Genomic DNA, 22088 nt, shown 5'->3' with positions numbered 1-22088 from the left:
GGCGGGCACGACGGGCCGGTCGATGGCACTACGCACTGTAAGGTTGGGGGCATGGCTGGCACGGGTTCCCGCGACAGGGCGGAACGACGCAGCGCCGGGGAGTTGGAGAGCGAGGTGCTGGCCGCGCTCTGGGCCACCGAACGGCCGCTGACCCCCGCCGAGATCCAGGCGGAGCTGGACGGCGGACTCGCCTACAACACGGTCCACACCATCCTCAAACGACTGTACGACAAGGGGCTCGTGCTGCGGGACGCCGACGGGCGACGCGGCGCGTACCGGCCGGTGAAGAACGCCGCCGAGCTGACCGCCGAGGCGATGCACGAGGCCCTGGACCGCGGGCCGGACCCGATCGCCGCGCTCCAGCAGTTCGTGTCCGGGCTGAGCGCCGAGGAGGAACGGGCGCTGCGCCATCTGCTCAGCGGCGGCGCCGCATGAGGGTCGACGTGTACACGCCGCTGCTGCTGTCGCTGCTGCTGCCCGTCGTCAGCCCGGCGATCGGGCGCCGGGTGGCCCCGGCGCTGGCCGCCCGCGTACTGGCCGCCGCGGCCGTGCTCACCGCCGCGGCCACCACCTGGTCCCTGGTCCTGCTGGCCACCACACTGGTCGGCAGCGCGCCGTCGGTGGTCGCCGAGGCCAGGGAGGACGGACGCCGACTGGCCGACCCGGTACCGGAGACCATCGGGATCGCGGCGTGCGTGGCGCTGGCCGCCGTCGCCTGGCGGGTGTACCGCGCCGTGCGGGCCGAGCGCGCCACCCGGCGGACCCTGCGGCAGCTGTGCCAGGGACATCCGACGGACACCGAACTGATCGTCGCCGCCTCCCCGGTGCCACAGGCGTTCGCCATCCCCGGGCGGCCGGGACGGATCCTGGTCAGCTCCGCGATGCTGGGCGCCCTGGAACCGGCCGAGCGCCGGGTGCTGCTCGCCCACGAACGCGCCCACCTCGCCCACCGCCACGGCACGTTGGTGACGGCGGTCACGCTCGCCGCCGCCGCCGATCCGCTGCTCGCCCCGACCCTGCGGGCCGTCGTCTTCCTGGTGGAGCGCTGGGCCGACGAACGGGCCGCGGCCGCGGTCGGGGACCGCACGGCCACCGCCCGCGCGCTGGCCCGCGCCGCGCTCACCGCGTGCCGCAGCCGGCCACGGCACGCCCTCGGCTTCACGGACCGGTCCGTCACCCGCCGGGTCGCCGCCCTGCAGACGGCCCCGCCCCCGCGCCTGTGGTCCCTCGCGCTCGCCGTCCTCGCCCTCGGCGCCCTGTCGGCCGCGTGCGCCGCCGACGCCACGGACGACCTCTTCGCGCTGCTGGCGAGCGTGCTGTTCTGAGGACGCCCCGGCAGGACGCCCGGCGTTCCCCCGGCAGGGGACGGGTCCCTGCCGGGAAAACGCCCGCGGACGTCCGTGCCGTCAGGCCCGGTCCGGGCGGCGGTGCAGCGGCTGTGTGGGGGCCGGGCGCGGTCCCAGGGACGGGACCGCGCGGATCACGGGTTCGTCGGTGCTCACGGTCAGCGGCTCCCCGTGGTGGTGGAGCGCGAGCGACGGCCCGTCCAGCAGTGTGTAGCTCACCTTGTCCGCGCGGATCTCCACGCGCAGCGTGCGGCCCCGGTACGCCAGGTTGAAGGCGAGCCGGCTGATCCGCTCCGGCAGCCGCGGGGCGAACCGCAACCCGCCCTCGCGCCTGCGCAGCCCGCCGAAGCCCGCGACGAGCGCCATCCAGGTACCGGCCAGCGACGCGATGTGCAGTCCGTCACGGGTGTTGTGCTCCAGGTCCGCCAGGTCCATCAGCGCGGCCTCGGCCGCGTAGTCGTGGGCGAGCTCCAGATGGCCCGCCTGGGCGGCGATGACGGCCTGGCAGCACGCCGACAGCGAGGAGTCCCGCACGGTGAGCGCCTCGTAGTATTCGAAGTTGCGTGCGACGTGCTCCTCGTCGAAGAACTCGCCGCAGGTGTACATGGCCAGCACCAGGTCGGCCTGTTTGATCACCTGCTTGCGGTAGAGGTCGAAGTACGGGAAGTGCAGGAGCAGCGGGTACTGGTCGGGCCGGGTGCGCTCGAAGTCCCAGCGCCGGTGCCGGGTGAAGCCGGCGTGCTGTTCGTGCACGCCGAGTTGGTGGTTGTAGGGGATGTACATGGCCTCCGCCGCGTCCCGCCAGGCCGAGCTCTCCTCCGCGTCGACGCCGAGCCGGTCCGCCTCCCGCGGGTGGCGTTCGACGGCGTCGGCGGCGGCCAGCAGGTTCTCCCGGGCCATGAGGTTGGTGTACGTGTTGTCGTCGACGACCGCGCTGTACTCGTCCGGGCCGGTCACGCCGTCGAGGTGGAAGGCGCCGTGCGGGTCGTGGTGGCCCAGGGAGCGCCACAGCCGGGCGGTCTCGACCAGCAGTTCGACCCCGACCTCGCGCTCGAAGCGCTCGTCCCCCGTGGCCGCGATGTAGCGCAGCGCGGCGATCGCGATCCCGGCGTTCACGTGGAAGGCCGCGGTGCCGGCCGGCCAGTAGGCCGAGCCTTCCGAGCCCTCGATGGTGCGCCAGGGGAACGCGGCGCCGTCCAGGCCCAGTTGGGCCGCCCGCTCGCGGGCGGCGGGCAGGGTGTCGTGCCGCCAGCGCAGCGCCTGGGCGACCGCCTCGGGTGCGGTGCAGGTGAGCACCGGCAGCACGAACATCTCCGTGTCCCAGAACGCGTGCCCGTCGTAGCCGGACCCGGTCAGCCCCTTGGCCGGTACCGCCCGCCGCTCGGCGCGGGCCCCGGCCTGGAGCACGTGGAACAGGGCGAAGCGGACGGCCTGCTGGATCTCCTCGTCGCCGTCCACCTCGACGTCCGCGCGGCCCCAGAACTCGTCCAGGTAGGCCCGCTGTCCGGCCAGCAGCCCGGACCAGCCGTCGTGTGCGGCGGAGGCGAGGGCCGCGTCGACCTGGTCGCTCATCGCGGGCCGGGAGCGGGTCCCGGACCAGCCGTGGGCGACCAGCTTCTCCACCCGCAGCCGCCGGCCCGGCTCCAGCACGGAGGTGACCGTCAGCCGGGCCACGTCGGCGCCGCTCTCGCTGCTGGACGTGGTTCCCTGCGGACCGTCCACCACGTGATCGGCGGCCACGGCGACCCGCAGGCCGCTGCGCCGGGTGCGGTGCACCAGCCGCAGCCGGTGGCCGGAGGCGAAGTCCGTCTCCGGCTCCAGCGGCGACTTAAGTGCCATCGCCGCCCTCGGGTCGCCGTCGGACTCGGGCAGTTGCTCGTTGGCGACCAGTTCCGACTGGATCACCACGCGGGTGCGGCGTCCGACGGCCTCCACCTCGTACGCCACGGCGGCGATCGCCCGCTGGGTGAGCGAGACCAGCCGGGTGGAGCGGACCCGGACGGTGGAGCCGGCCGGCGAGGTCCACTCGCAGGTCCGCTCCAGCACGCCGCGACGCAGGTCCAGCTTCCGTTCGTGGCAGACGAGCCGGCCGTAGCGCAGGTCGAACGGCTCGTCGTCGACCAGCAGCCGCAGGACCTTGCCGTTGGTGACGTTGATGACCGTCTGTCCCGACTCCGGGTAGCCGTAGCCCGCTTCGGCGTACGGCAGGGAGTGCACCTCGTGCACGCCGTTGAGATAGCTGCCGGGCAGCCCGTGCGGTTCGCCCTCGTCGAGGTTGCCGCGCCAGCCGACGTGCCCGTTGGACAGGGCGAACACGGACTCGCTCTGCGCCAGGACGTCGAGGCCGAGGTCCGTCTCGCGTACGGTCCACGGCTCGACCGCGTACGAACGGTGAGTGATCATTCCGTGCCCCCCAACTCCGCCAGATCCGCGACGACCACGTCGGCACCGTGCGCGTACAGCGCGTCGGCGTGGCCGACCCGGTCGACACCCACGACATACCCGAAGTGGCCGCTGCGACCCGCGTCCATGCCGGCCAGGGCGTCCTCGAAGACAGCGGCCCGGCCGGGCGGTACGCCGAGATCGGCGGCGGCGGCCAGGAAGGTGTCGGGGCGCGGCTTGCCCGGCAGCCGGCGCTCGGCGGCGACCACCCCGTCGATCCGGACGTCGAACAGGTGCTCGGCGTCGATGGAGCGCAGCACGTCGAGCGTGTTGGCGCTGGAGGAGACGATCGCGGTGCGCAGCCCCCGCGCCCTGGCGGCCTCGACATAGCGCAGGGTGCCCGGGTACGGCTCGACGCCCTCGGTGCGGATCTTCGCCAGGAGCAGGAGGTTCTTGCGGTTTCCGAGCCCGTGCACGGTGGCGGCGTCGGGTGGGTCGTCGGGCCGTCCCTCGGGCAGGTCGATGCCGCGCGCGGCGAGGAAGGTGCGCACGCCGTCGGCCCGGGGGCGGCCGTCCACGTACTCGGCGTAGTCGGCCGCGGCGTCGAACGGACGGAAGTCCTCGCCGTCCCGTGCGCGCAGGAAGGCGTCGAACGTCTCCTTCCACGCGGCGGCGTGGACGACGGCGGTCTTGGTGACGACGCCGTCCAGGTCGAAGAGGCAGGCGACGATGGGGCCGGGCAGGCCGAGCTGTGTCATAGCAGCACTCTTCCCCACGGAACGCACCCCAGCGGGTGGCGTGCGCCACACCGGACCCGCTTGTCAACAAAGTCACATTCGCCGGGTATGCACCTGAATGCCGATGGACGGGCCCTAGCCGTGCAGGGTGAGCGTGGGCACGCCGTGGGCGTCGCCCGCGGCGTGCCCGAGCACCGCGGTGAAGACCTCGGCGCGTACGGTCAGACCCTCCTCCGCGGCGGTGAAGGCGGGCGCGAACGGGCCGCCGGGGCCGTACCGCACGGCGAACACGTGCAGGTCCGGCGGTGCTCCGGGCGCCGGGCCCGCCTCGAACGCCGAGGAGGTGACCAGGTGGCGCCAGCCCTCGTCGGGGTCGCCGTAGCCCCGCGGGTCGGCCGCGAGGGCGAACGCCGCCTGTTCCTGGGTGAGTTCGCCGCGCGTGTCGAAGGTTTCGACGCCCGTCCGCACGGGATGGCTCAGCCGCAGCTCGCCCGCGGACGTCACCTCGCCGCGCGCCACCCGCCGCACCCGGTCGCCGTCGTCCGCCGCGTACGGCAGCCCGGCCAGCAGGCAGGGGTCACCGGCCAGCCGTTCCACGGCGACCACCGTCCACAGGCTCGTACCGTCCGTGACGTACAGGGACCGCACATGTCTGAGGACCTGGTCGGGGCCGACCACCGGCTTGCTGACCAGCTTGGCCGTCAGCGGGGCGGCGTGTGCGTCCCGCACCCGGACCTCCCCCATGGGCCGGCACAGCAGGAAGCCGTCGACGACCGGGCCGAAGCCGTGCCGGCGGTCGACGGCGGCGGGCAGGTAGTAGGTCCCCGCGGCCTCGATCAGCGACGGGGTCATCCGGTCGTCGAAGGCCACCGAGACCGTGCCCGCGCGCAACTGGTGCCGCACCGTCCCGGCCGACGGGGTGCGGTGCCAGCGCGAGGTGTCCTGGATCTGCCACACCAGCATCCACGCGAAGTGCCCGTCGAGCCCGCCGTCCGGTCGGACCGCGTGTCGGCCCCAGCGGGTGTCGCCCCGGTAGCGGCCGAGGTCGGAGCCGATACGGCCGCTGAAGTAGCGCAGGCCGAGCACCGATTCGAATCCGGAGTGCTGTTCGCTGTAGCGCGGGCCGCCGGTGTCGTAACCGCCGCCCGGCAGGCGCGCGTCGATGTAGCGGGCCAGTGTGTCGCCGTCCTCGGCGAAGACCGGCTCGCCGCTGACCCGGTGCGCCTGGGCGAGGAAGGAGAGGGAGATCGGGCCGTAGTTGTTGTCGTAGGCGCCGCCGTGTTCCGGGGGCAGCAGCGCACCGCGGTCCCTGATCCGGTGGGCCCGGATCCGCTCGGTGTAGAGGGCCAGGGCGCGGGAGCGCACCGCCTCGCCGCGCGCGGGCGGCAGCCGCCGGGCGAGCATCAGGCCGCCGACGACACAGCCGATGGCCTGGTTGCCGGCTTCCTGCGGGTTGAAGAAGGTCGCCTCCGTCAGCCACCGCCAGTAGCCGTGCGCCACCTCGGTGAGCGCGGCGCGCCGGGTGTCGTCCAGCAGCCCGTCGGCGAGGTCCAGGATGTCGACCGCCTGGAGCAGCGCCCACACGGTGCTCGGCCAGTCGCCGACGGGGTGCGCGCCCGGCTCCAGGACGTAACGGGCGTACGGCAGACCGGAGTCCCGGACCCGCAGATTCGGGTACCCGGGGTTGTCGTCGGTGTACACCCGCTCGCGCAGGTGGAAGGCGAGGCTGCGGCGCACGGCCTCCGGCAGCCGCGGATCCTGGCCGCGCTGCCAGGCCAGGGCCAGCAGGGAGGTCACCCCGAGGGATGTGTCGCCGATGTCGAGGTACGCCTCGGGGTGTTCCAGGCCGCCCTCGGGGGTGAGCCGGGCCAGGGCCTGCTCGGCGACGTCGGCGAGGACGGCGTCGTACGCCTGCGGGGTGTCCGGCAGATCGTGCAACGGGCGGCGCTGGTAAGGGAGCAGCACGGGTTCCGAGCCTCCGTTCGGGTGGCGGCCGGGCCTTCCGTCAACTCCTAGCCCGCCCACGCGCACACGCGGGCGCGCACGCGGCGGCGGACGGACCGTGCCGGTCCTCGACCCGCACGTGGGATGCCCGGCCCGTTCCACCACGAGGTGAACTCCGCCCGGCGGCGGGCCGTACCGGTGGATACGGAAGAGGGGCCGCCGGCGCGCCGTGGGCGGCGGTGTCGTCCGCCGGCGGACGGGTGCGGCGGGAGGGGCCCGGAGACCCAGCCCTCGTACGCCCGGCCGATCCAGGCGGCCCCCGGTCGACGGCTCCCGTGACGGCCGGACCCCGACCAGCGAGGGGCCGGCCCCACCGATCGACGGCAGTCGCCCGGCCGACGCGGACGGCCCTTCGCCGACGATCGTCAGACACCGTGCACAAGCCCAGGTCACCGCGGTCGGTGAGCTATGTTGAGTCTTCGTGGGAGACAGAGAAGGCACCCCGGTGCCATCGGTGCAGCAGGCACGCGCGCAGGCGTCCGCGATCACCGCGGGCAGGACCGTGCCGGACGCGGAAGCCGCACCGACCTCCCGGCTCAGAGAGCTGTTCGACGGGCGCGGGCTGTCCCCCGGGCAGCGGCGCATCGCCCAGTACCTCATCGAGCACAACGCCGAGGCCGCGGTCCTCTCGATCACCGAACTCGCCGAGCGGGTGGGGGTGAGCCAGCCCTCGGTGACCCGCTTCGCCGCCGCCGTCGGCTTCAGCGGTTACCCCGCGCTGCGGGAGAGGCTGCGGTCGATCGCGCTGGGTGCCCTCCCCGGGGGCCCGGGGGCGGCCGAGGAGAACCGCGGCAACGAACTCCAGGCGGCCGTCGACGCCGAGATCGCGAACCTGGAGAACCTGCGGCAGGACTTCGCCGACCCCGACCGGGTGATCCGGCTGGGCCGCGAACTGTCCCGTTCGTCCCCGCTGACCGTCCTGGGCCTGCGCATCTCCGTGTCGCTCGCCGAGTACTTCGCCTACGCCGCCCGCCGCATCCACCCCGACGTACGGCTGGTGACCCGCGGCGGGAGCGTGGCCTACGACGCGCTGCTGCAGTCGCACGAGGCGGGCGGTACCTGGATCCTGGCGTTCGCCATGCCGCGGCACGCGCAGGAGACCCTCACCGCGATCCGGGTGGCACGGGGCGCCGGGCTGCGGGTCGCCCTGGTGACGGATCTGGCGCTCGGGCCGCTGGCCGACGAGGCGGACGTCACCTTCGCCACCGGCACCGGTTCCCGGCTGGTCTTCGACTCGTACGCGGCGCCGGGCGTACTGTCCGCCGCGCTGTTGCAGGCCATGACCGACGCCGATCCCGAACGCACCCAGGCCCGTCTGGAGGAGTACGAACAGGTCGCCGAACAGCACCAGTTCTTCCTGAAGGAATGACCACGGCGGGATCCGGTACGGGCGGCCACGGGCTGCGGATCCGGTATCGGGATCATTCCCCACAGATGCCGCATGAATGTTTTCATGCGCCTTGCCAAGCCGACGGCATATATAAATACTGCTCACGGAGCGCATCCGGTTCACTCCAGATGGGTTCCGCACCCCCAGGACGCACCTCTCGCACCGCCCCGAGAAAGCCGGACCGCCCATGCGCATGCCGTCGCCCGCTCGCCGCGCCGGTGTCCGATGTCCGGGGCTCCACAGCGAGCGTCCCGAGCCGCCGCCTCCTACCCGCGGCGGCACCCGGGACGTTCGGCCGGGCCACGCCTGCGCGGCCGGCCCGCGGCGGTCCCGGTCATCCCCTAGGCCGGGGCCGCCCGAACCCGTCGGCCCACCCCGCACGCCATCGCACCCCCGGAAGCGACGACCATGCCCCTGACGACCACGCGCAACAGTCCGGACTGGCCCTGCCAGGTCAAGCCGCCGGGCAGCTACGACTGGGAGCGTTCCGCGGCCAGGTGGCTGCGCGAGCTGGTACCGGCCCGCTACAGCGGCTACCCGGCGCTGATCCGGCACCCGGTGCTGCTCGCCCGGCACGCGCAGATCCAGGTCCACCACGAGATCCGGGTGGCACGCACGGCGCTGCAGACCGCCCGGACGGAACTGCCGCCGCTGGGCCTGCCCGAATCGGTCATCGAGCACAGCATCAAGCTGTACGCGGCCGAGATCCGCCAGCTCCAGCACATCGCTCGCAGCGTCCGCGCGGTCACCGAGGCCCTGGTGGGTCACGGCGCCGTCCGCTGAGCCCCAGCCGTCCTGCGGCAGAGCACGGAGAGCACTCAGTTCCCGCCAAAATTGCACTGAGTGCCAGGATGGCGGATGCGATGCTACGTTCGCGTGCATGAGCACCAGCAGCGCGGTGTCCGCCGCGAAGCCGCCGATGCGGGACGCCCTGGTCGCGGCGGCCTTCCAGCTGTTCCTGGAACGCGGCTACGAACAGACCACCGTCGACGACATCGTGACGCTCGCGGGGGTCGGACGGCGTTCGTTCTTCCGCTACTTCCCCTCCAAGGAGGACGTGGTCTTCCCCGACCACGAGCGCTGCCTGGCCGAGATGACCGCCTTCCTCGCCGAGAGCGGCACGGAGCACGAGCCGGTGCGGCGGGTGTGCGACGCGGCCCGGCTGGTGCTGCGCATGTACGCCGAGAACCCGCCCTTCTCCGTGCAGCGTTACCGGCTCACCAAGCAGGTGCCGGGACTGCGCGCGTACGAGTTGTCGGTGGTGTGGCGCTACGAGCGCGCGCTGGCCGAATACCTGCGCGGACGCTTCGCCGGGCAGCCCGACGGGACGCTGCGGGCCGACGTGGTCGCGGCCGCGGTGGTCGCGGCGCACAACAACGCCCTGCGCTCCTGGCTGCGCTCGGGCGGCCGGACCGACGCCGACGCGGCCGTCGACCACGCGCTGGGCCAGGTGCAGTCCGCCTTCGCCGGCCCGGCCGCGGCCGATGCCGGGCAGGAACTCCGGCGCGAGGAGCGGGAGTTGGCGCGGGCCGGGGGCCCGGAGGACGTGATCGTCCTGGTGTCCCGGCGCGACGCGCCGCTGTGGCGGGTGGTGCAGCAACTGGAATCGGCACTGGGCCGCGACCGACACTGACGCCACCCGTTTCGGGGAAATTTAGGGGTACCGAGTACCTTTACCCTTGACACTCCGTGCCATATTCTGTTCCGCGTGCACGGTGGCACGGCAGGCCGCGCACAGGTGTACCCGGTCGCTGCCGGGTGCGCGGGATTCCGGCCGAGCGCAGGGAGTTGACCAGCGTGAACCACCTCTCAGGAAATGCCGCCCAGGCGTGGGCCGGCAGCGCGACGGGCGTCCTCGACCCCATGGCCGCAGGCTCCACCGACACACTCCTCTTCCAGCGCTGCACCTGGTGCGGCACCGCCATGTACCACCGACTGCTGTGCCCGGTGTGCCAGGGGGGCGACCTCGTCACGGAGCGCAGCGCGGGCATCGGCACCGTCCGCCACGCCTCGGTGCTGCACCGCAACTCGCCCGCCGCGCGCAATGCGTCCCTGATCGAGATGGCCGAGGGATTCGTCCTGCGGGGCCGGGTCATGGGTCCGCCCGTGGGCGTGCACACCGGGGACCGCGTGCGGCTGTCGACGGCCAAGGATCCGGTGCGCGGCGAGCCGCTGTTCCAACTGCTCGACGAGCCGGCGTACCGGACCTGGCACTGACCTCTGCCGACCGCTCGTCCGGGCGATACACGAGCACCTGGCCCAGCGGAGAACAGGACCGCCCGGCGTATCGGCGGCACTACTCGGCCACTTGGGGTTGATCCTTCCCCAAGGGCGGTTACTCTTGGTGACACATCCGGCACCGGTGACCCGGACTGCCCGACGCACCGTGCACGGGCGGTCCACGCGCATCACCTCAGCTCGTCTCCAAAGGGAGATCATTCGTGACCAGCCCCAGCAACTCGCCCGGTTTCGGGAACATACGGCCCGACCGCGGCGGCCAGGCCGAGGCGTTCGACGCCATCGGCGGCCGGTACGACGAGGTCTTCCCCCGCAAGGAGGGACAGGTCGCCGCCACCGAGTGGCTGGTCGGCTCGCTGCGGCCCGGCGCCCGGGTGCTGGACCTGGGGTGCGGTACCGGACTGCCCACCGCGCACCGGCTGGCGGACGCGGGATTCGAGGTCGTCGGCGTGGACCTGTCGCGCACGATGGTCGAGCTGGCCCGGGTGAACGTGCCCGCCGCGCGGTTCCATCAACTGGACATGGCGGACCTCTACCCGGGCGGATCCCGCGACCTGGGCCGGTTCGACGCGGTCACGGCGTTCTTCACGCTGATCATGCTGCCGCGCGCGGAGATCCCGCTCGCCCTTGAGGCCGTCGGCCGACTGCTGGTCCCCGAGGGCCTGTTCGCCCTGTCGATGGTCGAGGCCGACATCGACGACTTCGCGATCCCGTTCATCGGCACCACGGTCCGCGTCTCCGGCTATCTGCGGGACGAGCTGTGCGAGGTGGTCGAGGGCGCGGGCTTCGAGATCGTCGGCGAGTCCTTCACCTCGTACGCGCCGGCGTCCGCGGACACCAAGCCCGAGGAACAGATCTTCCTGCGTTGCAGACGGACGCAGGAACGCTGACGTGTCAGGCCGCGCTCAGCCGGGTGTCCGGCTGGAGGATTCGCCGCCGGGCCGGACAAAGCCCGCCGACCGCGGCGCTCAGGCCGCCTGCGACGACTGCGGGGCCACGGCGGCCCACTCCAGGACGAGCCGCTGGTACTCCTCGCGCTGCTCGACGCTCAGTGTCCCGCCCGACCGCAGCCACAGGGCCCGGATCTCCTCGTTGACCTCCGCGGCCGATCGCTCGGAGGCGGCTTCAACTGTGGTGGACATGGTGTGAAGCATATGCCAGCAGAGGTGAAGGCCAGGTGAGTAAGTACGATCGATAAGGGATATATCCGACCGTGTTGCTCATCACGTCAGACTGCGACCGCTCACCGGACGTTCACTCGCCGTTCAGTACCAGGTCGGTCAGCCGTCCTCACGAACCGCGGCGGGCCGCCGCTCGGCCGGGTCAGTCCTCGGTGGCGCCCAGCACCAGGACCTGGATCGCCAGCACGGCCGCCCCACGAGCCCAGTCGTGGAAGTCCGACACCTTGGTCTCCAGGACGACGGGCGCGGCCAGCGGATGGCGGTGGGCCCGGACGGTCTCCCACACCGTCGCTCCGGCCACGTCCATCAGCCCGACGCCCTCCCCGGCGAGCACGATCTTCCGTGGCATCACGAGGTTGGCGATCTGCCCGACCAGCGTGCCCAGCGCCCGTGCCGCCTCGTCGAGCACCCGGACGGACATCGGCTCGCCCCCCGCGGCACGCGCGAGGATCTCCTCGTAGGTGGCGTCCCGGCCGGTGGCGGCCCGGATCTGGTACCGGATGCCGGGGATGGTGAGCAGCGACACGACGCTGCCCCGCTCGCCATGGGGGGTCAGCGGCCCGTTGGGGTCGACGATCCAGTGGTGCCCGAATCCCCGGTCCTCCTCCGCGTACCGCACCCGCTTGCCGCCGAGCACCAGGCCGTAACCGAAACCGGCCCCGATGGTCAGGACGACGAAGCGGTCGAGACCGCGGCCGGCGCCGAACCAGGTCTCCGCCTCGACCAGGGCGGCGAAGTCGTTCTCCACGACCACCGGCAACCCGGTGCGGGCCCCGACCAGTTCGGCCAGCGGCACGTCCCGCCACTTCAGGAAGGGCGACTCACCGACCACGGCACGGTCCTGCACGAGTCCGCCCACCCCGATGCCGATGCCCGCGAGCGCGGGGAAGGAGGCGGCCAGTTCGGCCGTCATCCCGGCGAGCAGATCGACGACCTCGCCGGGGTCGTGCGTGGTGAGCGGGCGGTCGAGACGGGCGACGATATCGCTTCTGAGGCTGGTGACGACGCCGTACACCCTGTCCTCGGTGATCTTGAAGCCGAGGAAGGACCGGGACTCGGCCACGACGTCGAGCGGTTGCGAGGGGCGCCCCTGCCTCGCCTCGCCGGGGCCGCCCGCCTCGGGGACCTCGACGAGCAGCCCGGACTCGATCAGCGGCTTGGTCAGCCGGGTGAGGCTGCCCGCGGAGAGGTCCAGTCGACGGGCCAGTTCGGCGCGCGACAGCGGACCGTGGACCAGCACCTCGATGGCCACGGAGCGTTCACCGGGGCTGAGCGGCAGCCAGCTGGCGGCGGCAGCTGCGGCGGTCATGGAGATCGAACTCCCTGAGGTATCTTTCGGCCTGAAAGTAAGGCGACCAGTCTAGAGCGTGTCGAGCCGTGCCGACATGACCCGTCCAAGGGACTTGACGGATTGATTGTTTCGCATCAAAAGTAAATACCCGAGGAAGACCAACACCGGATCACATTCGTCCGCGGCCACTGAAGGGCACCCTTTTCCATGACGTTCTCCCTCGGCATCGTCGGCGCCGGGCAGTTCTCCGGCCAGTTCGCCACCCTGTTCCAGGCCCACCCCGGCGTCGGCGACGTGTACGTCACCGATCTGCTGCCCGAGCGGGCCGAGCGGCTGGCCACGGCCCAGTCCCTCGCCGGCACCTTCCCGTCGTACGAGGCCATGCTGGAGTCGGAGGCCGTCGACGCGGTCGCCGTCTTCACCCAGCGCTGGACCCACGGCCCGCTGGTGCTCCAGGGCCTGGCCGCCGGCAAGCACGTCTACTCGGCGGTCCCCATGGCGATCACCACCGAGGAGATCGCCGCGATCATCGAGGCGGTCAGGACGACCGGGCTCACCTACATGATGGGCGAGACGAGCCAGTACAATCCGGCGACCGTGCACGCCCGCAACCAGATCGCCGAGGGCGCCTTCGGGCGGATCTTCTACGCCGAGGGCGACTACGTCCACGACATGGACCTCGGCTTCTACGACGCCTACCGGTACAGCGGCGGCGAGAACTGGCAGGCGACCGCCAGCTACCCCCCGCTGCTGTACCCGACGCACTCGGTGGGCGGGGTGCTCGGCGCCTGGCAGACGCACGCGGTGAGCGTGTCGGCCCTCGGGGTCGTCGACGAGCGCGGGGACGGCGTCTTCGACCGTTCGGTCAGCCAGTTCGACAACGACGTCTCCAACGCGACCGCGCTGTTCGAAGTGGCGGGCGGCGGCTCGTTCCGCACGAACGAGTTCCGGCGGGTCGGCTACCCGTCACACATCCGCGAGTCCCGGTTCCGGTTCTTCGGCACGGACGCGAGCATGGAGCAGCTCGCCACGGTGGCCTTCTGGCAGGACAAGACCGGGGTGACGGACATCAGCGAACTGCTGGAGCCCAAGCCCACCCTGTCCCCCGACGACCCGTCGCTCCAGCACGTCGCGCCCGAGCTGCGGGCCGCGTTCACCTCCGGTTCGGCGCCGGTGCACGACCGCGCCCGGCTGCCGCGCGCGTTCGACCACCTGCACAACGGGCACGAGGGCAGCCACCACTTCCTGGTGGACGACTTCGTGACCGCGGTGAACAGCCGCACCCTGCCGTCCGTGAACGCCTGGGTGGCGGCGCGCTACACCCTGCCGGGGATCATCGCGCACAAGTCCGCGCGGCAGGGCGGGGTCCGGCTGGAGATCCCCGACTTCGGGGACGCCCCGGAGAGCTGAGCTCCGGCCGGCCGGGTGCCTGGGCGTGCTCAGGTGCCCGGCTTGCGGCCGTACACGAAGACGTCGTCGCCCTTCTTCAGCAGCGACCAGTACTTCTTGGCGTCCTTCGTGGTCATGTTGACGCAGCCGTGCGAGCCCGGCGGGTTCCACATGCTGAGACCGACCGAGTGGAACGCCTGGCCACCGTCGAAGAACTGGCTGTAGGGCATCGGCACGTCGTAGAGCGACGAGACGTGGTCGATGTCCCGCCAGTAGATCTTCTTCAGGCCGGTGCGGGTCTCGTACCCGTTGCGGCCGGTGCGCACCGGGACCGGCCCGTACACCAGTTTCCTGCCGTCCTGGATCCAGCTCAGCTGGAGCGTGAGGTTCACACAGGCGACACGGCCCTTGTTCACCGGGCACTTGCCGGCCTTGTTCGGGTTCTTCCCGACGGCCTTCTGCTTGTTCATGAGGTCCATCACGCCCCAGGTCACGGGACCCGCGTAGCCGATGTCGGGCGTGATGCCGTGCTTGTTCTGGAAGGCCCGCACGGCCTTGCAGTCGGCGGTGGACTGCTTCCCGTCGACCGGGCGGCCGAGGAACTTCTCCACCTGCTTCTGGTAGGGCCCGGCCTTCGTCGTGCAACTCGCCGCCTGGGCCGGTGCGGCGCCGAGCGCGAGTGTGAGCGGTGCCACCAGCCCCGTGATGCCCAGCGCGACGGCGCTTCGCCTGCCTATGTCCCCCATGTAGGGCCCCTCCTTGCTCGGGCGTCCGTGACTGTCACGGACCCGGAGACCTAGACGAGCGAGCCGTGGCTTCGGTTGCGGCGCCTCCCAAGTCGTGACCGAACGGTGAAGATCCGCTCCGCGGGCGCCCGTACCGCTCAGTCCGCGGCGCCGCGCAGGGCCGTGTGGAAACCGGTGTTGACCGCGGTGAGTCCACCGTCGACACGGAGTGCGGTGCCCGTGATCCAGGCGGCGTCGCGGGAGGCGAGGAAGGCGACAGCGGCGGCGATGTCCTCGGGTTCGCCGACCCGGCCGAGCGGGTAGAGCCCGCGCACGGCGTCGAGTTCGGCCTCCCGCCCCGCCCAGGCCGAGGTGCGCACCGTGCCGGGCGCCACCAGGTTGACCCGGACCCCGCGCGGCGCCGCGTGCCCGGCGAGGGTGCGGGTCAGGGAGTCGAGTCCGGCCTTGGCCGCGCTGTAGGCGTGGTTGCCGAAGTCCTGGACGCCGTTGACGGAGCCGATGAGGACGATCGCGCCCCGGCCGGAGGCGGCGAGGTGCGGGAGCGCGGCGCGGCAGCAGCGGTAGCCGCCGGTGAGGGTGACGTCCAGGTCGCGGGCCCAGGCGTCGTCCGGGTCGTCCTCGAAGAGGGGGACGTCGGGGGTGCAGTGGGCGGCACAGCTCACGAGGACGTCGAGCGAGCCGAGGACGGCGACGGCCCGCGCGACGGCGGCCTCGACGGCGGCCCGGTCGGACACGTCGCAGGCGAACGCCTCGGCCGCCAGGCCCCGTCGGCGCAGCCCGTCCGCGGCCCGCTCCGCCGCGGGCAGGTCGTGGTCGGTCACCAGGACCCGCGCGCCCTCGTCGGCGAGCCGGTGGGCGACGGCCGCGCCGATGCCGCGGGCCGCGCCCGTGATGAGGACTCCGTGTCCCGCGAAGCGCTTGGGTTCGGTCATGACAAGGACGGTACGGGCGCGGCGACGGCCGCAAAAGGCCGCTGCGCGGGGGACGTGCCGGACGGCGTGCGGGCATGTCCGCGCGTTCCCCGCGGCGCCTCCCCGCCCTGGTCGCCGGTGCGGCGCTGCTCCTGCTCGGCAGCCCGGCGGTGGGGGCTCGGGTCCGCGACCGAGCGGTGACGGTGGTGGACATCGGTGGAGGGCCGGCGCGGTCCCGAGACCTGGCGGGCCCGGCCGGCCCGGCAGCGGGCCGACCGGGAGGATCCGCACCTGCCGCCCGGCCGGTCGGAGAGCCGGCCGCTCCCGCGGTCGTGGGTCACCGGTAGCCGGTCACGTCCGCCGGTCGGCCGGTGTCCTGCACCTCGACCAGGTACCGCCAGGCGTCGGGGCGGCTGCCGTCCAGGTCCGTGAAGCCGTACACCTGGGCGAGCCCGCCGCTGGACAGGGACTGCCCGTTCCAGCGGGCCACGTCGGGATCGGCGGCCAGGGCGGCCACGGCCCGGCCGACGTAGCGCGGGGTCTCGGAGATGGCGAAGTGGGGCGCCCGGTCCAGCGCGGTACGCCAGTCGTCCTCGCGGACGCCGAAGTGGTCGAGCATGATCTCCGAGCGCAGCCAGCCGGGGGTCAGCGCGACCGCGGTGGCGCCGCGCGGGCCCAGTTCGTGGCCGAGGGCGAAGCCCATGCGCAGGACGGACGCCTTGGCGAGGTCGTAGAAGAAGGAGACCCGGTAGGTGCCGCGGTTGTAGTCGGCCGTGCCGTCGGTGACCTCCACGGCGAGACCGCCGGGGTGGCGCAGCAGCAGTGGCAGGGCGAAGTGGCTGGTGATGGCGTGGGTCTCCACGGCGAGCCGGAGCAGGCGCAGTCCCTTGTCGAGGTCGTGTTCCCAGACCGGGCTGTCCCAGGCGAACAGGTGCTCGCCGCCCCAGATGTCGTTCACCAGCACGTCGAGCCGGCCCTGCTCGTCGGCGATGCGGTCCACGAGGGCGCGGACGGCGGCCGGGTCGAGATGGTCGACGGGGACGGCGATGCCCTGGCCGCCGGTCGCGGTGACCAGGTCGGCAGTGTCCTCGACGGTCTCGGGGCGGTCGTACTCCGAGCGGCGGGCACGCGTGCTGCGGCCGGTGGCGTAGACGGTGGCGCCGGCCGCGCCGAGTTCCACCGCGATTCCGCGACCCGCTCCCCTGGTCGCGCCCGCCACCAGCGCGACCTTGCCCGCCAACGGTCCTGACATGTCCGGCCTCCCGTGTCCGTACGACTGCGTCGCCGACCAGGCTGCCGCGAAAGCCGGACACCTCCTGTCACCTTTTCTGGCGCGGTCCGTGTCCTTGGGCTTTTCTGGCGCGGTCCGTGTCCTTGGTCGCGTAATCCCGCGTGATCCCTGGCCCTTGGCCGCGCGGTCCGCCGTCCTCACTCGCGCAGTCTGTCGCCGGACTCCCGGGAGTCGGCCAGGAACCACAGCCGACTGCCCTGGTTCGACTCGTACACGATGTCCCGCAGGGCGGTGCTGCCGGCGAGGTGCCGGGAGATGTCGCCGATCACGGCCGGGCCCAGCCGGTACGTGGCGGACTTCTGCACGACGGCGCCCGCGATGCCGGACCGCAGCCGGAAGAACTCGTCCGGTATGCGCTCCACGGGGACAGCGACCCACTGCGCCTCCCGGCCGAGCGCCTCCCCGACGAGGTCGAGCGCCACGCTCTCGCCGTCGAGGAGCGGACCGTCCAAGGCGCAGTTCAGGACGCGTACGTCGCGCAGGTTCACCAGCGTGTCCGGGGCCATGGCCAGGTGATCGTACGGGCGGCGCCGTCCGTTCTCCCGCGGCTTTTCCGGTTCAGTGGCCGCGGGCGATCCATTCCTCCAGGTGCGGGGCCTCGGCGCCGATGGTGGTGGCGTCACCGTGGCCGGTGAGGACCTTGGTCTCGGGCGGGAGGGCGAGGAGTCGGTCGCGGATCGAGGCGATGATCGTCGGGAAGTCGGAGTAGGAGCGCCCGGTGGCACCGGGGCCGCCCTGGAAGAGGGTGTCGCCGGTGAAGACCGTGGCCGGCCCGGGGTCGTGGAGGCAGACCGCGCCCGGCGAGTGGCCGGGGGTGTGCAGGACGGTCAGATCGGCGCCGGCGGTCTGGAGTACCTGGCCGTCGGTGAGGTGCCTGTCCGGATCCCGGTCGGGGTGGGTCTGCCGCCACAGCGGCAGGTCGGCGGGGTACAGCCAGATCGTGGCGCCGGTGAGGTCGGCGAGGGCGGGGGCGGCGTCGATGTGGTCGTTGTGGGCGTGGGTGCAGACGATGGCGGTCAGCCGCCGGTCGCCGACCGCCTCGGCGATGGCGCGGGCGTCGTGGGCGGCGTCGATGACGACGGCCTCCTCGTCGTCGCCGACGATCCACACGTTGTTGTCGACCTCCCAGGTGCCGCCGTCGAGGGTGAACACGCCCGAGGTGACGAGGCGTTCGATGCGCGCGGCCATCACAGCACCACCACCGAGCGCAGCACGTCGCCGCCGTGCATCCGCTCGAACGCCTGCTCCACCTCGTCGAGCCCGACGGTCTCGGAGACGAACGCGCCCAGGTCCAGGCGGCCTTGCAGGTGCAGGTCGATCAGCATGGGGAAGTCCCGGGAGGGCAGGCAGTCGCCGTACCAGGAGGACTTGAGCGCGCCGCCACGGCCGAAGACGTCCAGCAGCGGCAGTTCGAGCTTCATCTCGGGCGTGGGCACGCCGACGAGGACGACCGTGCCGGCCAGGTCGCGGGCGTAGAACGCCTGCCGGTAGGTCTCCGGGCGGCCCACCGCGTCGATGACGACGTCGGCGCCGAAGCCTCCGGTCAGTTCCCTGACGGCCTCGACCGGGTCGGTCTCGCGGGAGTTGACGGTGTGCGTGGCGCCCATGGCACGGGCCTTCTCCAGCTTGCGGTCGTCGATGTCGATGGCGATGATCTTCGCCGCGCCCGCCAGCCGGGACCCGGCGACCGCCGCGTCGCCGACACCGCCGCAGCCGATGACGGCCACGGAGTCGCCGCGGCCGACGTCGCCGGTGTTGAGGGCGGCGCCGATGCCGGCCATCACACCGCAGCCCAGCAGCCCGGCGACGGCGGGCGAGACGGCCGGATCGACCTTGGTGCACTGCCCGGCCGCGACCAGCGTCTTCTCGGCGAAGGCCCCGATGCCCAGGGCCGCGGTCAGTTCGGTGCCGTCGGTGAGCGTCATCTTCTGCCGCGCGTTGTGGGTGTCGAAGCAGTACCACGGACGACCGCGCAGACAGGCCCGGCAACTGCCGCACACGGCCCGCCAGTTGAGAACCACGAAGTCACCCGGAGCGACATCCGTGACGCCGTCGCCGACCGACTCCACCACACCCGCCGCCTCGTGGCCGAGCAGGAAGGGGAACTCGTCGGTGATGCCGCCCTGCTTGTAATGCAGATCCGTGTGGCACACCCCGCACGCCTGGACACGGACGACCGCCTCACCCGGACCGGGATCCGGCACCACGATCGTCTCGACCCGCACCGGCTGGTCCTTCCCCGGTGCGATCACGCCGCGTACTTCCTGCGCCATGGCCTGGCCCCTTCCGTCGATGTGCCTGTGTGCCGACCCTACGCGTGACCGATCGGTAGCTGGACGGAGCACGACGGCGGCGGTGGATCTTTCCGGCCGGACGCGCCGACGGGTCGGCGGAGGCTAGCTAGGCGAGGGACAGGAACAGCTTCTCCAGACGGGCCCTCATCTGCTCGGCCGTCCCGCTGTCCGTCCCGTCCTGTCCTTCGGCCAGGACCTGCTGGAGTCCGGTCGCGATGATCGCGAAGCCGGCCCGGTCCAGCGCGCGCGAGGCCGCGGCGAGCTGAGTGACCACGTCCTCGCAGTCGCGGCCCTCCTCGATCATCCTGACCACGCCCGATATCTGTCCCTGCGCCCGGCGCAACCGGTTGAGCACCGACGTCAGTTCGTCACCTTCGAACCGAAGCTCCACGACCGCCCCTCCACTCCCTTTATACCCTCTGGGGTATTTTACCCGGCCGTCCGTTCCCATGGTCCCGGACAGCCGTGAGGGCCGCCCGTTTCCGGACGGCCCTCGGTGTCGGCGGGCGGGATGCGGCGGTTCAGTACTCGACGGCGGGCAGCAACCCGGTCACGGGGGCGACCAGGTCGGTGACCTGGTGCAGTTCCCCGAGGTCGTGCAGCCGGTTCAGCCCCTGCAACTGCTCGGAGACCCGTGGGACCCCGGCCCGCTGCTCCGCGGGGATGTCGCTCATGGCGAGCGCGTCGACCGTGGCCATCGGGCTGATCTTCCCGGTTTCCCGGGCGCTCGCGGGAGCCGCGTTCGCCAGCGGTGCGGCGAGGCCGGTGACGCCCGCGGCGATGCCGACGGCGGCGACGATGCGTCGTGTTGAGATCATGTCCTCAGCAACGGCACCGGTGCCCCTGCGGACACGGGCACCCGCCCCCGCTCACCCGTGAGGCGGAGCGGCCCCGCTGCGCTTGCCGAGGCCGCCGGGGCGGGGGAGCCTCGAAGAGGGGACGCGAACGCCCCGCTCCATCCGGGCCCGCGGCCCCTCGAAGGAGGTCACCATGGGTACCGCGACGGGCTCCGCCTTCACCGCCGAGGCCCTGCGCCGGGGCATCGAGGGGAACACCGGGAACTCCCTGCTGTCGCTGTACGCGGACGACGCGGAGATCCGCATCGTCGACCGCGACACCCAGCCCAGCCACCCCAGGGTCCTGCGTGGCCGGCCCCAGATCGCGCAACTGCTCGACGACGTCTACAGCCGCGACATGACGCACAAGCTGGACCGGTGTGTCGTGCAGGGCGACCACGCCGCCTACAGCGAGTCCTGCGAGTACGGGGACGGCGTACGGGTCCTCACCGAGTCCATGCTCACGCTGCGCGACGGCAAGATCGCCGAACAGGTCATGATCCAGGCATGGGACGAGTAGCGAAACGGATCGCGCGGGTCCAGGTCACCTCCCAGCTGACCTGGACCGCCCATCTGACCTGGACCTTCTCGGCCCGAGCGGCGCTCGGCCGGGCCCGTCACCGGCAGCCCGGCGGGCACCGGCCGGCGGTCGCCGCGGCCCGGCCGGTGAGCGCCGGGCTGCTTCGGACGGTGCTGCGGGCGGCGTGCCGCCGCCGGTGCGCTCCGGCGGCACCGACGCCCCGCACCCGTCGCGCCCGCCCGCGCTGACACCGCCCGGCCGGAGGGCATCGGCGGACACCTGCGGACACCGGCGGACACCGGCGGGACATCGCCCCCGGCTCACCGCATCCAGGCGCTGTAGTCCATGACGTCGCCGGCCACGACGCCGTACTCCGGCTGGTCCTCGCTGAACGTGGTCTCGGTCCCGAGCACGGCTCCGGTGGCGGGGTCCAGGACCAGCATCCGGCGGGTGCCCGCCGTGTCGTAGACGTATGCCTGGCCGGGCCGCCCGAGCCGGTCGGTGACCTGCCCGACCGCCCGCAGGCCGGGGATGTCGGCTAGGAGCCGCACGAGCGCCGCCGACTCGCGCGCGCCGAGCGTCCAGTGGTCGAGCAACTCGTCGACGGAGTCCAGGAGTTCGGGTGTGGTCGGGGAGTCGGTGCGGACCGTCTCGGCGAGGTAGGCACGCAGATGTCCGGGGTCGTCCGGGGGCGGTGCCTCCGGCGGGGCGTCGCTCCAGCTCGGCGGGTAGGTGCGGTGGCTGAGCACCTGGCCGTCGGCGACCTGGTGCGGTGGTCCGTCCTCGTCCGTGAGGACGGGACGGCCCGGGTGCCGGGGATCGGTCGCCACGACGATCTCCGTGCGGCTGTCGTCGGCGTGCCAGCGCACGATGCGTTCCTCGGGCAGGGTGACCGGCGGCCTGTCGTCGCTCATGCCGAGGCTCCAGGACTGCACGTGCGTGCCCTTGCGCAGTTCCGGTGAGCCGTCCACCACGGCCGCCGCGGCGAGGGCGGCGAGTCGGTCCAGGGGTACGGCGGTGGAGTGGGGGCGTACGGCGAGCGGGCGGGGCGCGGCGACGGCGGGCGTGGTGCCCGTGCCGCCGAGCAGCACGGTCAGGGCCGTCGCGAGGACGACGGCGCAGGCCGCGAGGCCCCAGGCCGGCCGGGTGTACCGGTGGCGGTGGCCGGGGTGCGGGTCGTGCAGCAGCCGGTTCAGGGTGCGCTCGGCGTGCTGGTCGAGCGGGCCGTCCGCGGTGGGCGGGTCGTCCGCCGGTACCGGGTTGGCGCGGCGCAGCAGGTCGAGTTCGTCAGCCATGGCCGTCGTCCTTCGAAAGGGCCGCGTCTACGGCGGGTACGGGGCGCGGCGCCGGACGTCCGGCGCCCGCAGCCGGTGCCGGTGCCGGACCGGCAGGTGCGGCCGGTGGCGAACCGGCGGAGGCGGCCGGTGCCCGGCCGTCGGACACGGCCGGTCCCGGGTCGACGGACACGGCCGCTGCCCGGCCGTCGGACACGGCCGGTCCCGGGTCGACGGACACGGCCGCTGCCCGGCCGT

Annotated in this window: 24 protein-coding genes; 10 read left to right on the top strand and 14 right to left on the bottom strand. The window is 72.9% G+C overall.

Annotation, left to right across the window (positions count from 1 at the left end; translation table 11 throughout):
* Positions 1 to 51: 51 nt before the first annotated feature.
* On the top strand, positions 52 to 435 hold the full coding sequence (locus tag ACFC09_RS16555; protein WP_376528329.1) for a BlaI/MecI/CopY family transcriptional regulator: 384 nt from the start codon (positions 52 to 54) through the stop codon (positions 433 to 435).
* The gene (locus ACFC09_RS16550; protein ID WP_376528326.1) at positions 432 to 1325 is read left to right on the top strand and encodes a M48 family metalloprotease; all 894 of its coding nucleotides are present in this window, start codon (positions 432 to 434) and stop codon (positions 1323 to 1325) included. The genes ACFC09_RS16555 and ACFC09_RS16550 overlap by 4 nt, the downstream gene beginning before the upstream one ends.
* 81 nt (positions 1326 to 1406) lie before the next feature.
* On the opposite strand, the gene ACFC09_RS16545 is transcribed toward ACFC09_RS16550, so the two are convergent.
* The 3 genes from ACFC09_RS16545 to ACFC09_RS16535 all read right to left on the bottom strand — a co-directional run bounded on the left by ACFC09_RS16545 (position 1407) and on the right by ACFC09_RS16535 (position 6430).
* Positions 1407 to 3749, bottom strand: a complete 2343-nt coding sequence (locus ACFC09_RS16545) for a glycoside hydrolase family 65 protein (RefSeq protein ID WP_376528324.1) — start codon at positions 3747 to 3749, stop codon at positions 1407 to 1409.
* Positions 3746 to 4486: an HAD family hydrolase gene (locus ACFC09_RS16540; protein WP_376528322.1), complete on the bottom strand. Its 741-nt coding sequence runs from the start codon at positions 4484 to 4486 to the stop codon at positions 3746 to 3748. The genes ACFC09_RS16545 and ACFC09_RS16540 overlap by 4 nt, the downstream gene beginning before the upstream one ends.
* Before the next feature lie 114 nt (positions 4487 to 4600).
* Positions 4601 to 6430 (bottom strand): hypothetical protein, encoded by a 1830-nt coding sequence (locus ACFC09_RS16535; protein ID WP_376528319.1) that lies wholly within the window; start codon positions 6428 to 6430, stop codon positions 4601 to 4603.
* Between the two features lie 484 nt (positions 6431 to 6914).
* Between ACFC09_RS16535 and ACFC09_RS16530 the strand changes: the two genes are divergently transcribed.
* The 5 genes from ACFC09_RS16530 to ACFC09_RS16510 all read left to right on the top strand — a co-directional run bounded on the left by ACFC09_RS16530 (position 6915) and on the right by ACFC09_RS16510 (position 10987).
* Positions 6915 to 7838 carry a MurR/RpiR family transcriptional regulator gene (locus ACFC09_RS16530; RefSeq protein WP_376528430.1) on the top strand — a complete coding sequence of 308 codons (924 nt, stop codon included), beginning with the start codon at positions 6915 to 6917 and terminating at the stop codon, positions 7836 to 7838.
* A gap of 429 nt (positions 7839 to 8267) precedes the next feature.
* Positions 8268 to 8642: a hypothetical protein gene (locus tag ACFC09_RS16525; protein ID WP_376528316.1), complete on the top strand. Its 375-nt coding sequence runs from the start codon at positions 8268 to 8270 to the stop codon at positions 8640 to 8642.
* Between the two features lie 97 nt (positions 8643 to 8739).
* Positions 8740 to 9492, top strand: a complete 753-nt coding sequence (locus tag ACFC09_RS16520; RefSeq protein ID WP_376528314.1) for a TetR family transcriptional regulator — start codon at positions 8740 to 8742, stop codon at positions 9490 to 9492.
* A 164-nt stretch (positions 9493 to 9656) separates the two neighbouring features.
* Positions 9657 to 10076: a Zn-ribbon domain-containing OB-fold protein gene (locus ACFC09_RS16515; protein ID WP_376528311.1), complete on the top strand. Its 420-nt coding sequence runs from the start codon at positions 9657 to 9659 to the stop codon at positions 10074 to 10076.
* Positions 10077 to 10300: 224 nt separating this feature from the next.
* Positions 10301 to 10987, top strand: coding sequence for a class I SAM-dependent DNA methyltransferase (locus ACFC09_RS16510; RefSeq protein WP_376528309.1), 687 nt, complete (start codon positions 10301 to 10303; stop codon positions 10985 to 10987).
* Positions 10988 to 11065: 78 nt separating this feature from the next.
* Here the strand turns inward: ACFC09_RS16510 and ACFC09_RS16505 are convergent, their stop codons facing one another.
* Entirely contained in the window at positions 11066 to 11251 is a 186-nt protein-coding gene (locus tag ACFC09_RS16505; protein ID WP_376528306.1) for a hypothetical protein, read from the bottom strand.
* 169 nt (positions 11252 to 11420) lie between these two features.
* A complete protein-coding gene (locus ACFC09_RS16500) occupies positions 11421 to 12587 on the bottom strand; it encodes an ROK family protein (RefSeq protein ID WP_376528303.1) in 1167 nt (388 codons plus the stop codon).
* 189 nt (positions 12588 to 12776) lie between these two features.
* Between ACFC09_RS16500 and ACFC09_RS16495 the strand changes: the two genes are divergently transcribed.
* Entirely contained in the window at positions 12777 to 13979 is a 1203-nt protein-coding gene (locus ACFC09_RS16495; RefSeq protein WP_376528301.1) for a Gfo/Idh/MocA family protein, read from the top strand.
* 29 nt (positions 13980 to 14008) lie between these two features.
* On the opposite strand, the gene ACFC09_RS16490 is transcribed toward ACFC09_RS16495, so the two are convergent.
* From ACFC09_RS16490 to ACFC09_RS16455, 8 genes are all read right to left on the bottom strand, one after another.
* Entirely contained in the window at positions 14009 to 14704 is a 696-nt protein-coding gene (locus ACFC09_RS16490; protein WP_376528298.1) for a L,D-transpeptidase family protein, read from the bottom strand.
* 137 nt (positions 14705 to 14841) lie between these two features.
* The gene (locus ACFC09_RS16485; protein WP_376528295.1) at positions 14842 to 15636 is read right to left on the bottom strand and encodes an SDR family NAD(P)-dependent oxidoreductase; all 795 of its coding nucleotides are present in this window, start codon (positions 15634 to 15636) and stop codon (positions 14842 to 14844) included.
* Positions 15637 to 15952: 316 nt separating this feature from the next.
* On the bottom strand, positions 15953 to 16867 hold the full coding sequence (locus tag ACFC09_RS16480) for an SDR family oxidoreductase (protein WP_376528292.1): 915 nt from the start codon (positions 16865 to 16867) through the stop codon (positions 15953 to 15955).
* A gap of 176 nt (positions 16868 to 17043) precedes the next feature.
* Positions 17044 to 17412 carry a DUF4180 domain-containing protein gene (locus ACFC09_RS16475; RefSeq protein WP_376528289.1) on the bottom strand — a complete coding sequence of 123 codons (369 nt, stop codon included), beginning with the start codon at positions 17410 to 17412 and terminating at the stop codon, positions 17044 to 17046.
* Between the two features lie 52 nt (positions 17413 to 17464).
* Entirely contained in the window at positions 17465 to 18094 is a 630-nt protein-coding gene (locus ACFC09_RS16470) for an MBL fold metallo-hydrolase (RefSeq protein WP_376528287.1), read from the bottom strand.
* On the bottom strand, positions 18094 to 19179 hold the full coding sequence (locus ACFC09_RS16465; RefSeq protein ID WP_376528284.1) for an S-(hydroxymethyl)mycothiol dehydrogenase: 1086 nt from the start codon (positions 19177 to 19179) through the stop codon (positions 18094 to 18096). The genes ACFC09_RS16470 and ACFC09_RS16465 overlap by 1 nt, the downstream gene beginning before the upstream one ends.
* Positions 19180 to 19306: 127 nt before the next feature.
* Positions 19307 to 19591, bottom strand: a complete 285-nt coding sequence (locus tag ACFC09_RS16460) for a metal-sensitive transcriptional regulator (RefSeq protein ID WP_376528281.1) — start codon at positions 19589 to 19591, stop codon at positions 19307 to 19309.
* 130 nt (positions 19592 to 19721) lie between these two features.
* On the bottom strand, positions 19722 to 20018 hold the full coding sequence (locus ACFC09_RS16455; RefSeq protein ID WP_376528279.1) for a hypothetical protein: 297 nt from the start codon (positions 20016 to 20018) through the stop codon (positions 19722 to 19724).
* A 172-nt stretch (positions 20019 to 20190) separates the two neighbouring features.
* Here ACFC09_RS16455 and ACFC09_RS16450 point away from each other — a divergent pair, with 172 nt between their 5' ends.
* On the top strand, positions 20191 to 20556 hold the full coding sequence (locus ACFC09_RS16450) for a nuclear transport factor 2 family protein (RefSeq protein ID WP_376528276.1): 366 nt from the start codon (positions 20191 to 20193) through the stop codon (positions 20554 to 20556).
* On the top strand, positions 20544 to 20804 hold the full coding sequence (locus ACFC09_RS16445; RefSeq protein ID WP_376528274.1) for a hypothetical protein: 261 nt from the start codon (positions 20544 to 20546) through the stop codon (positions 20802 to 20804). Before ACFC09_RS16450 ends, ACFC09_RS16445 begins: the two co-directional genes overlap by 13 nt.
* 72 nt (positions 20805 to 20876) lie before the next feature.
* Here the strand turns inward: ACFC09_RS16445 and ACFC09_RS16440 are convergent, their stop codons facing one another.
* Complete coding sequence (locus ACFC09_RS16440) at positions 20877 to 21851, bottom strand: CU044_5270 family protein (RefSeq protein WP_376528272.1); 975 nt, start codon at positions 21849 to 21851, stop codon at positions 20877 to 20879.
* Between the last annotated feature and the right edge of the window lie 237 nt (positions 21852 to 22088).

The organism is Streptomyces sp. NPDC056161 (assembly GCF_042268025.1).
Taxonomy (GTDB): domain Bacteria; phylum Actinomycetota; class Actinomycetes; order Streptomycetales; family Streptomycetaceae; genus Streptomyces.
Note: the sequence above shows the minus strand (reverse complement) of the source record. Positions and strands in the feature narration are given on the sequence as shown.

Coding starts and splice junctions, on each gene's coding strand:
- ACFC09_RS16555 (WP_376528329.1), top strand. CDS start 52: ATGGCTGGCACGGGTTCCCGCGACAGGGCGGAACGACGCAGCGCCGGG.
- ACFC09_RS16550 (WP_376528326.1), top strand. CDS start 432: ATGAGGGTCGACGTGTACACGCCGCTGCTGCTGTCGCTGCTGCTGCCC.
- ACFC09_RS16545 (WP_376528324.1), bottom strand. CDS start 3,749: ATGATCACTCACCGTTCGTACGCGGTCGAGCCGTGGACCGTACGCGAG.
- ACFC09_RS16540 (WP_376528322.1), bottom strand. CDS start 4,486: ATGACACAGCTCGGCCTGCCCGGCCCCATCGTCGCCTGCCTCTTCGAC.
- ACFC09_RS16525 (WP_376528316.1), top strand. CDS start 8,268: ATGCCCCTGACGACCACGCGCAACAGTCCGGACTGGCCCTGCCAGGTC.
- ACFC09_RS16520 (WP_376528314.1), top strand. CDS start 8,740: ATGAGCACCAGCAGCGCGGTGTCCGCCGCGAAGCCGCCGATGCGGGAC.
- ACFC09_RS16505 (WP_376528306.1), bottom strand. CDS start 11,251: ATGCTTCACACCATGTCCACCACAGTTGAAGCCGCCTCCGAGCGATCG.
- ACFC09_RS16500 (WP_376528303.1), bottom strand. CDS start 12,587: ATGACCGCCGCAGCTGCCGCCGCCAGCTGGCTGCCGCTCAGCCCCGGT.
- ACFC09_RS16495 (WP_376528301.1), top strand. CDS start 12,777: ATGACGTTCTCCCTCGGCATCGTCGGCGCCGGGCAGTTCTCCGGCCAG.
- ACFC09_RS16490 (WP_376528298.1), bottom strand. CDS start 14,704: ATGGGGGACATAGGCAGGCGAAGCGCCGTCGCGCTGGGCATCACGGGG.
- ACFC09_RS16485 (WP_376528295.1), bottom strand. CDS start 15,636: ATGACCGAACCCAAGCGCTTCGCGGGACACGGAGTCCTCATCACGGGC.
- ACFC09_RS16480 (WP_376528292.1), bottom strand. CDS start 16,867: ATGTCAGGACCGTTGGCGGGCAAGGTCGCGCTGGTGGCGGGCGCGACC.
- ACFC09_RS16475 (WP_376528289.1), bottom strand. CDS start 17,412: ATGGCCCCGGACACGCTGGTGAACCTGCGCGACGTACGCGTCCTGAAC.
- ACFC09_RS16470 (WP_376528287.1), bottom strand. CDS start 18,094: ATGGCCGCGCGCATCGAACGCCTCGTCACCTCGGGCGTGTTCACCCTC.
- ACFC09_RS16465 (WP_376528284.1), bottom strand. CDS start 19,179: ATGGCGCAGGAAGTACGCGGCGTGATCGCACCGGGGAAGGACCAGCCG.
- ACFC09_RS16455 (WP_376528279.1), bottom strand. CDS start 20,018: ATGATCTCAACACGACGCATCGTCGCCGCCGTCGGCATCGCCGCGGGC.
- ACFC09_RS16450 (WP_376528276.1), top strand. CDS start 20,191: ATGGGTACCGCGACGGGCTCCGCCTTCACCGCCGAGGCCCTGCGCCGG.
- ACFC09_RS16445 (WP_376528274.1), top strand. CDS start 20,544: ATGGGACGAGTAGCGAAACGGATCGCGCGGGTCCAGGTCACCTCCCAG.
- ACFC09_RS16440 (WP_376528272.1), bottom strand. CDS start 21,851: ATGGCTGACGAACTCGACCTGCTGCGCCGCGCCAACCCGGTACCGGCG.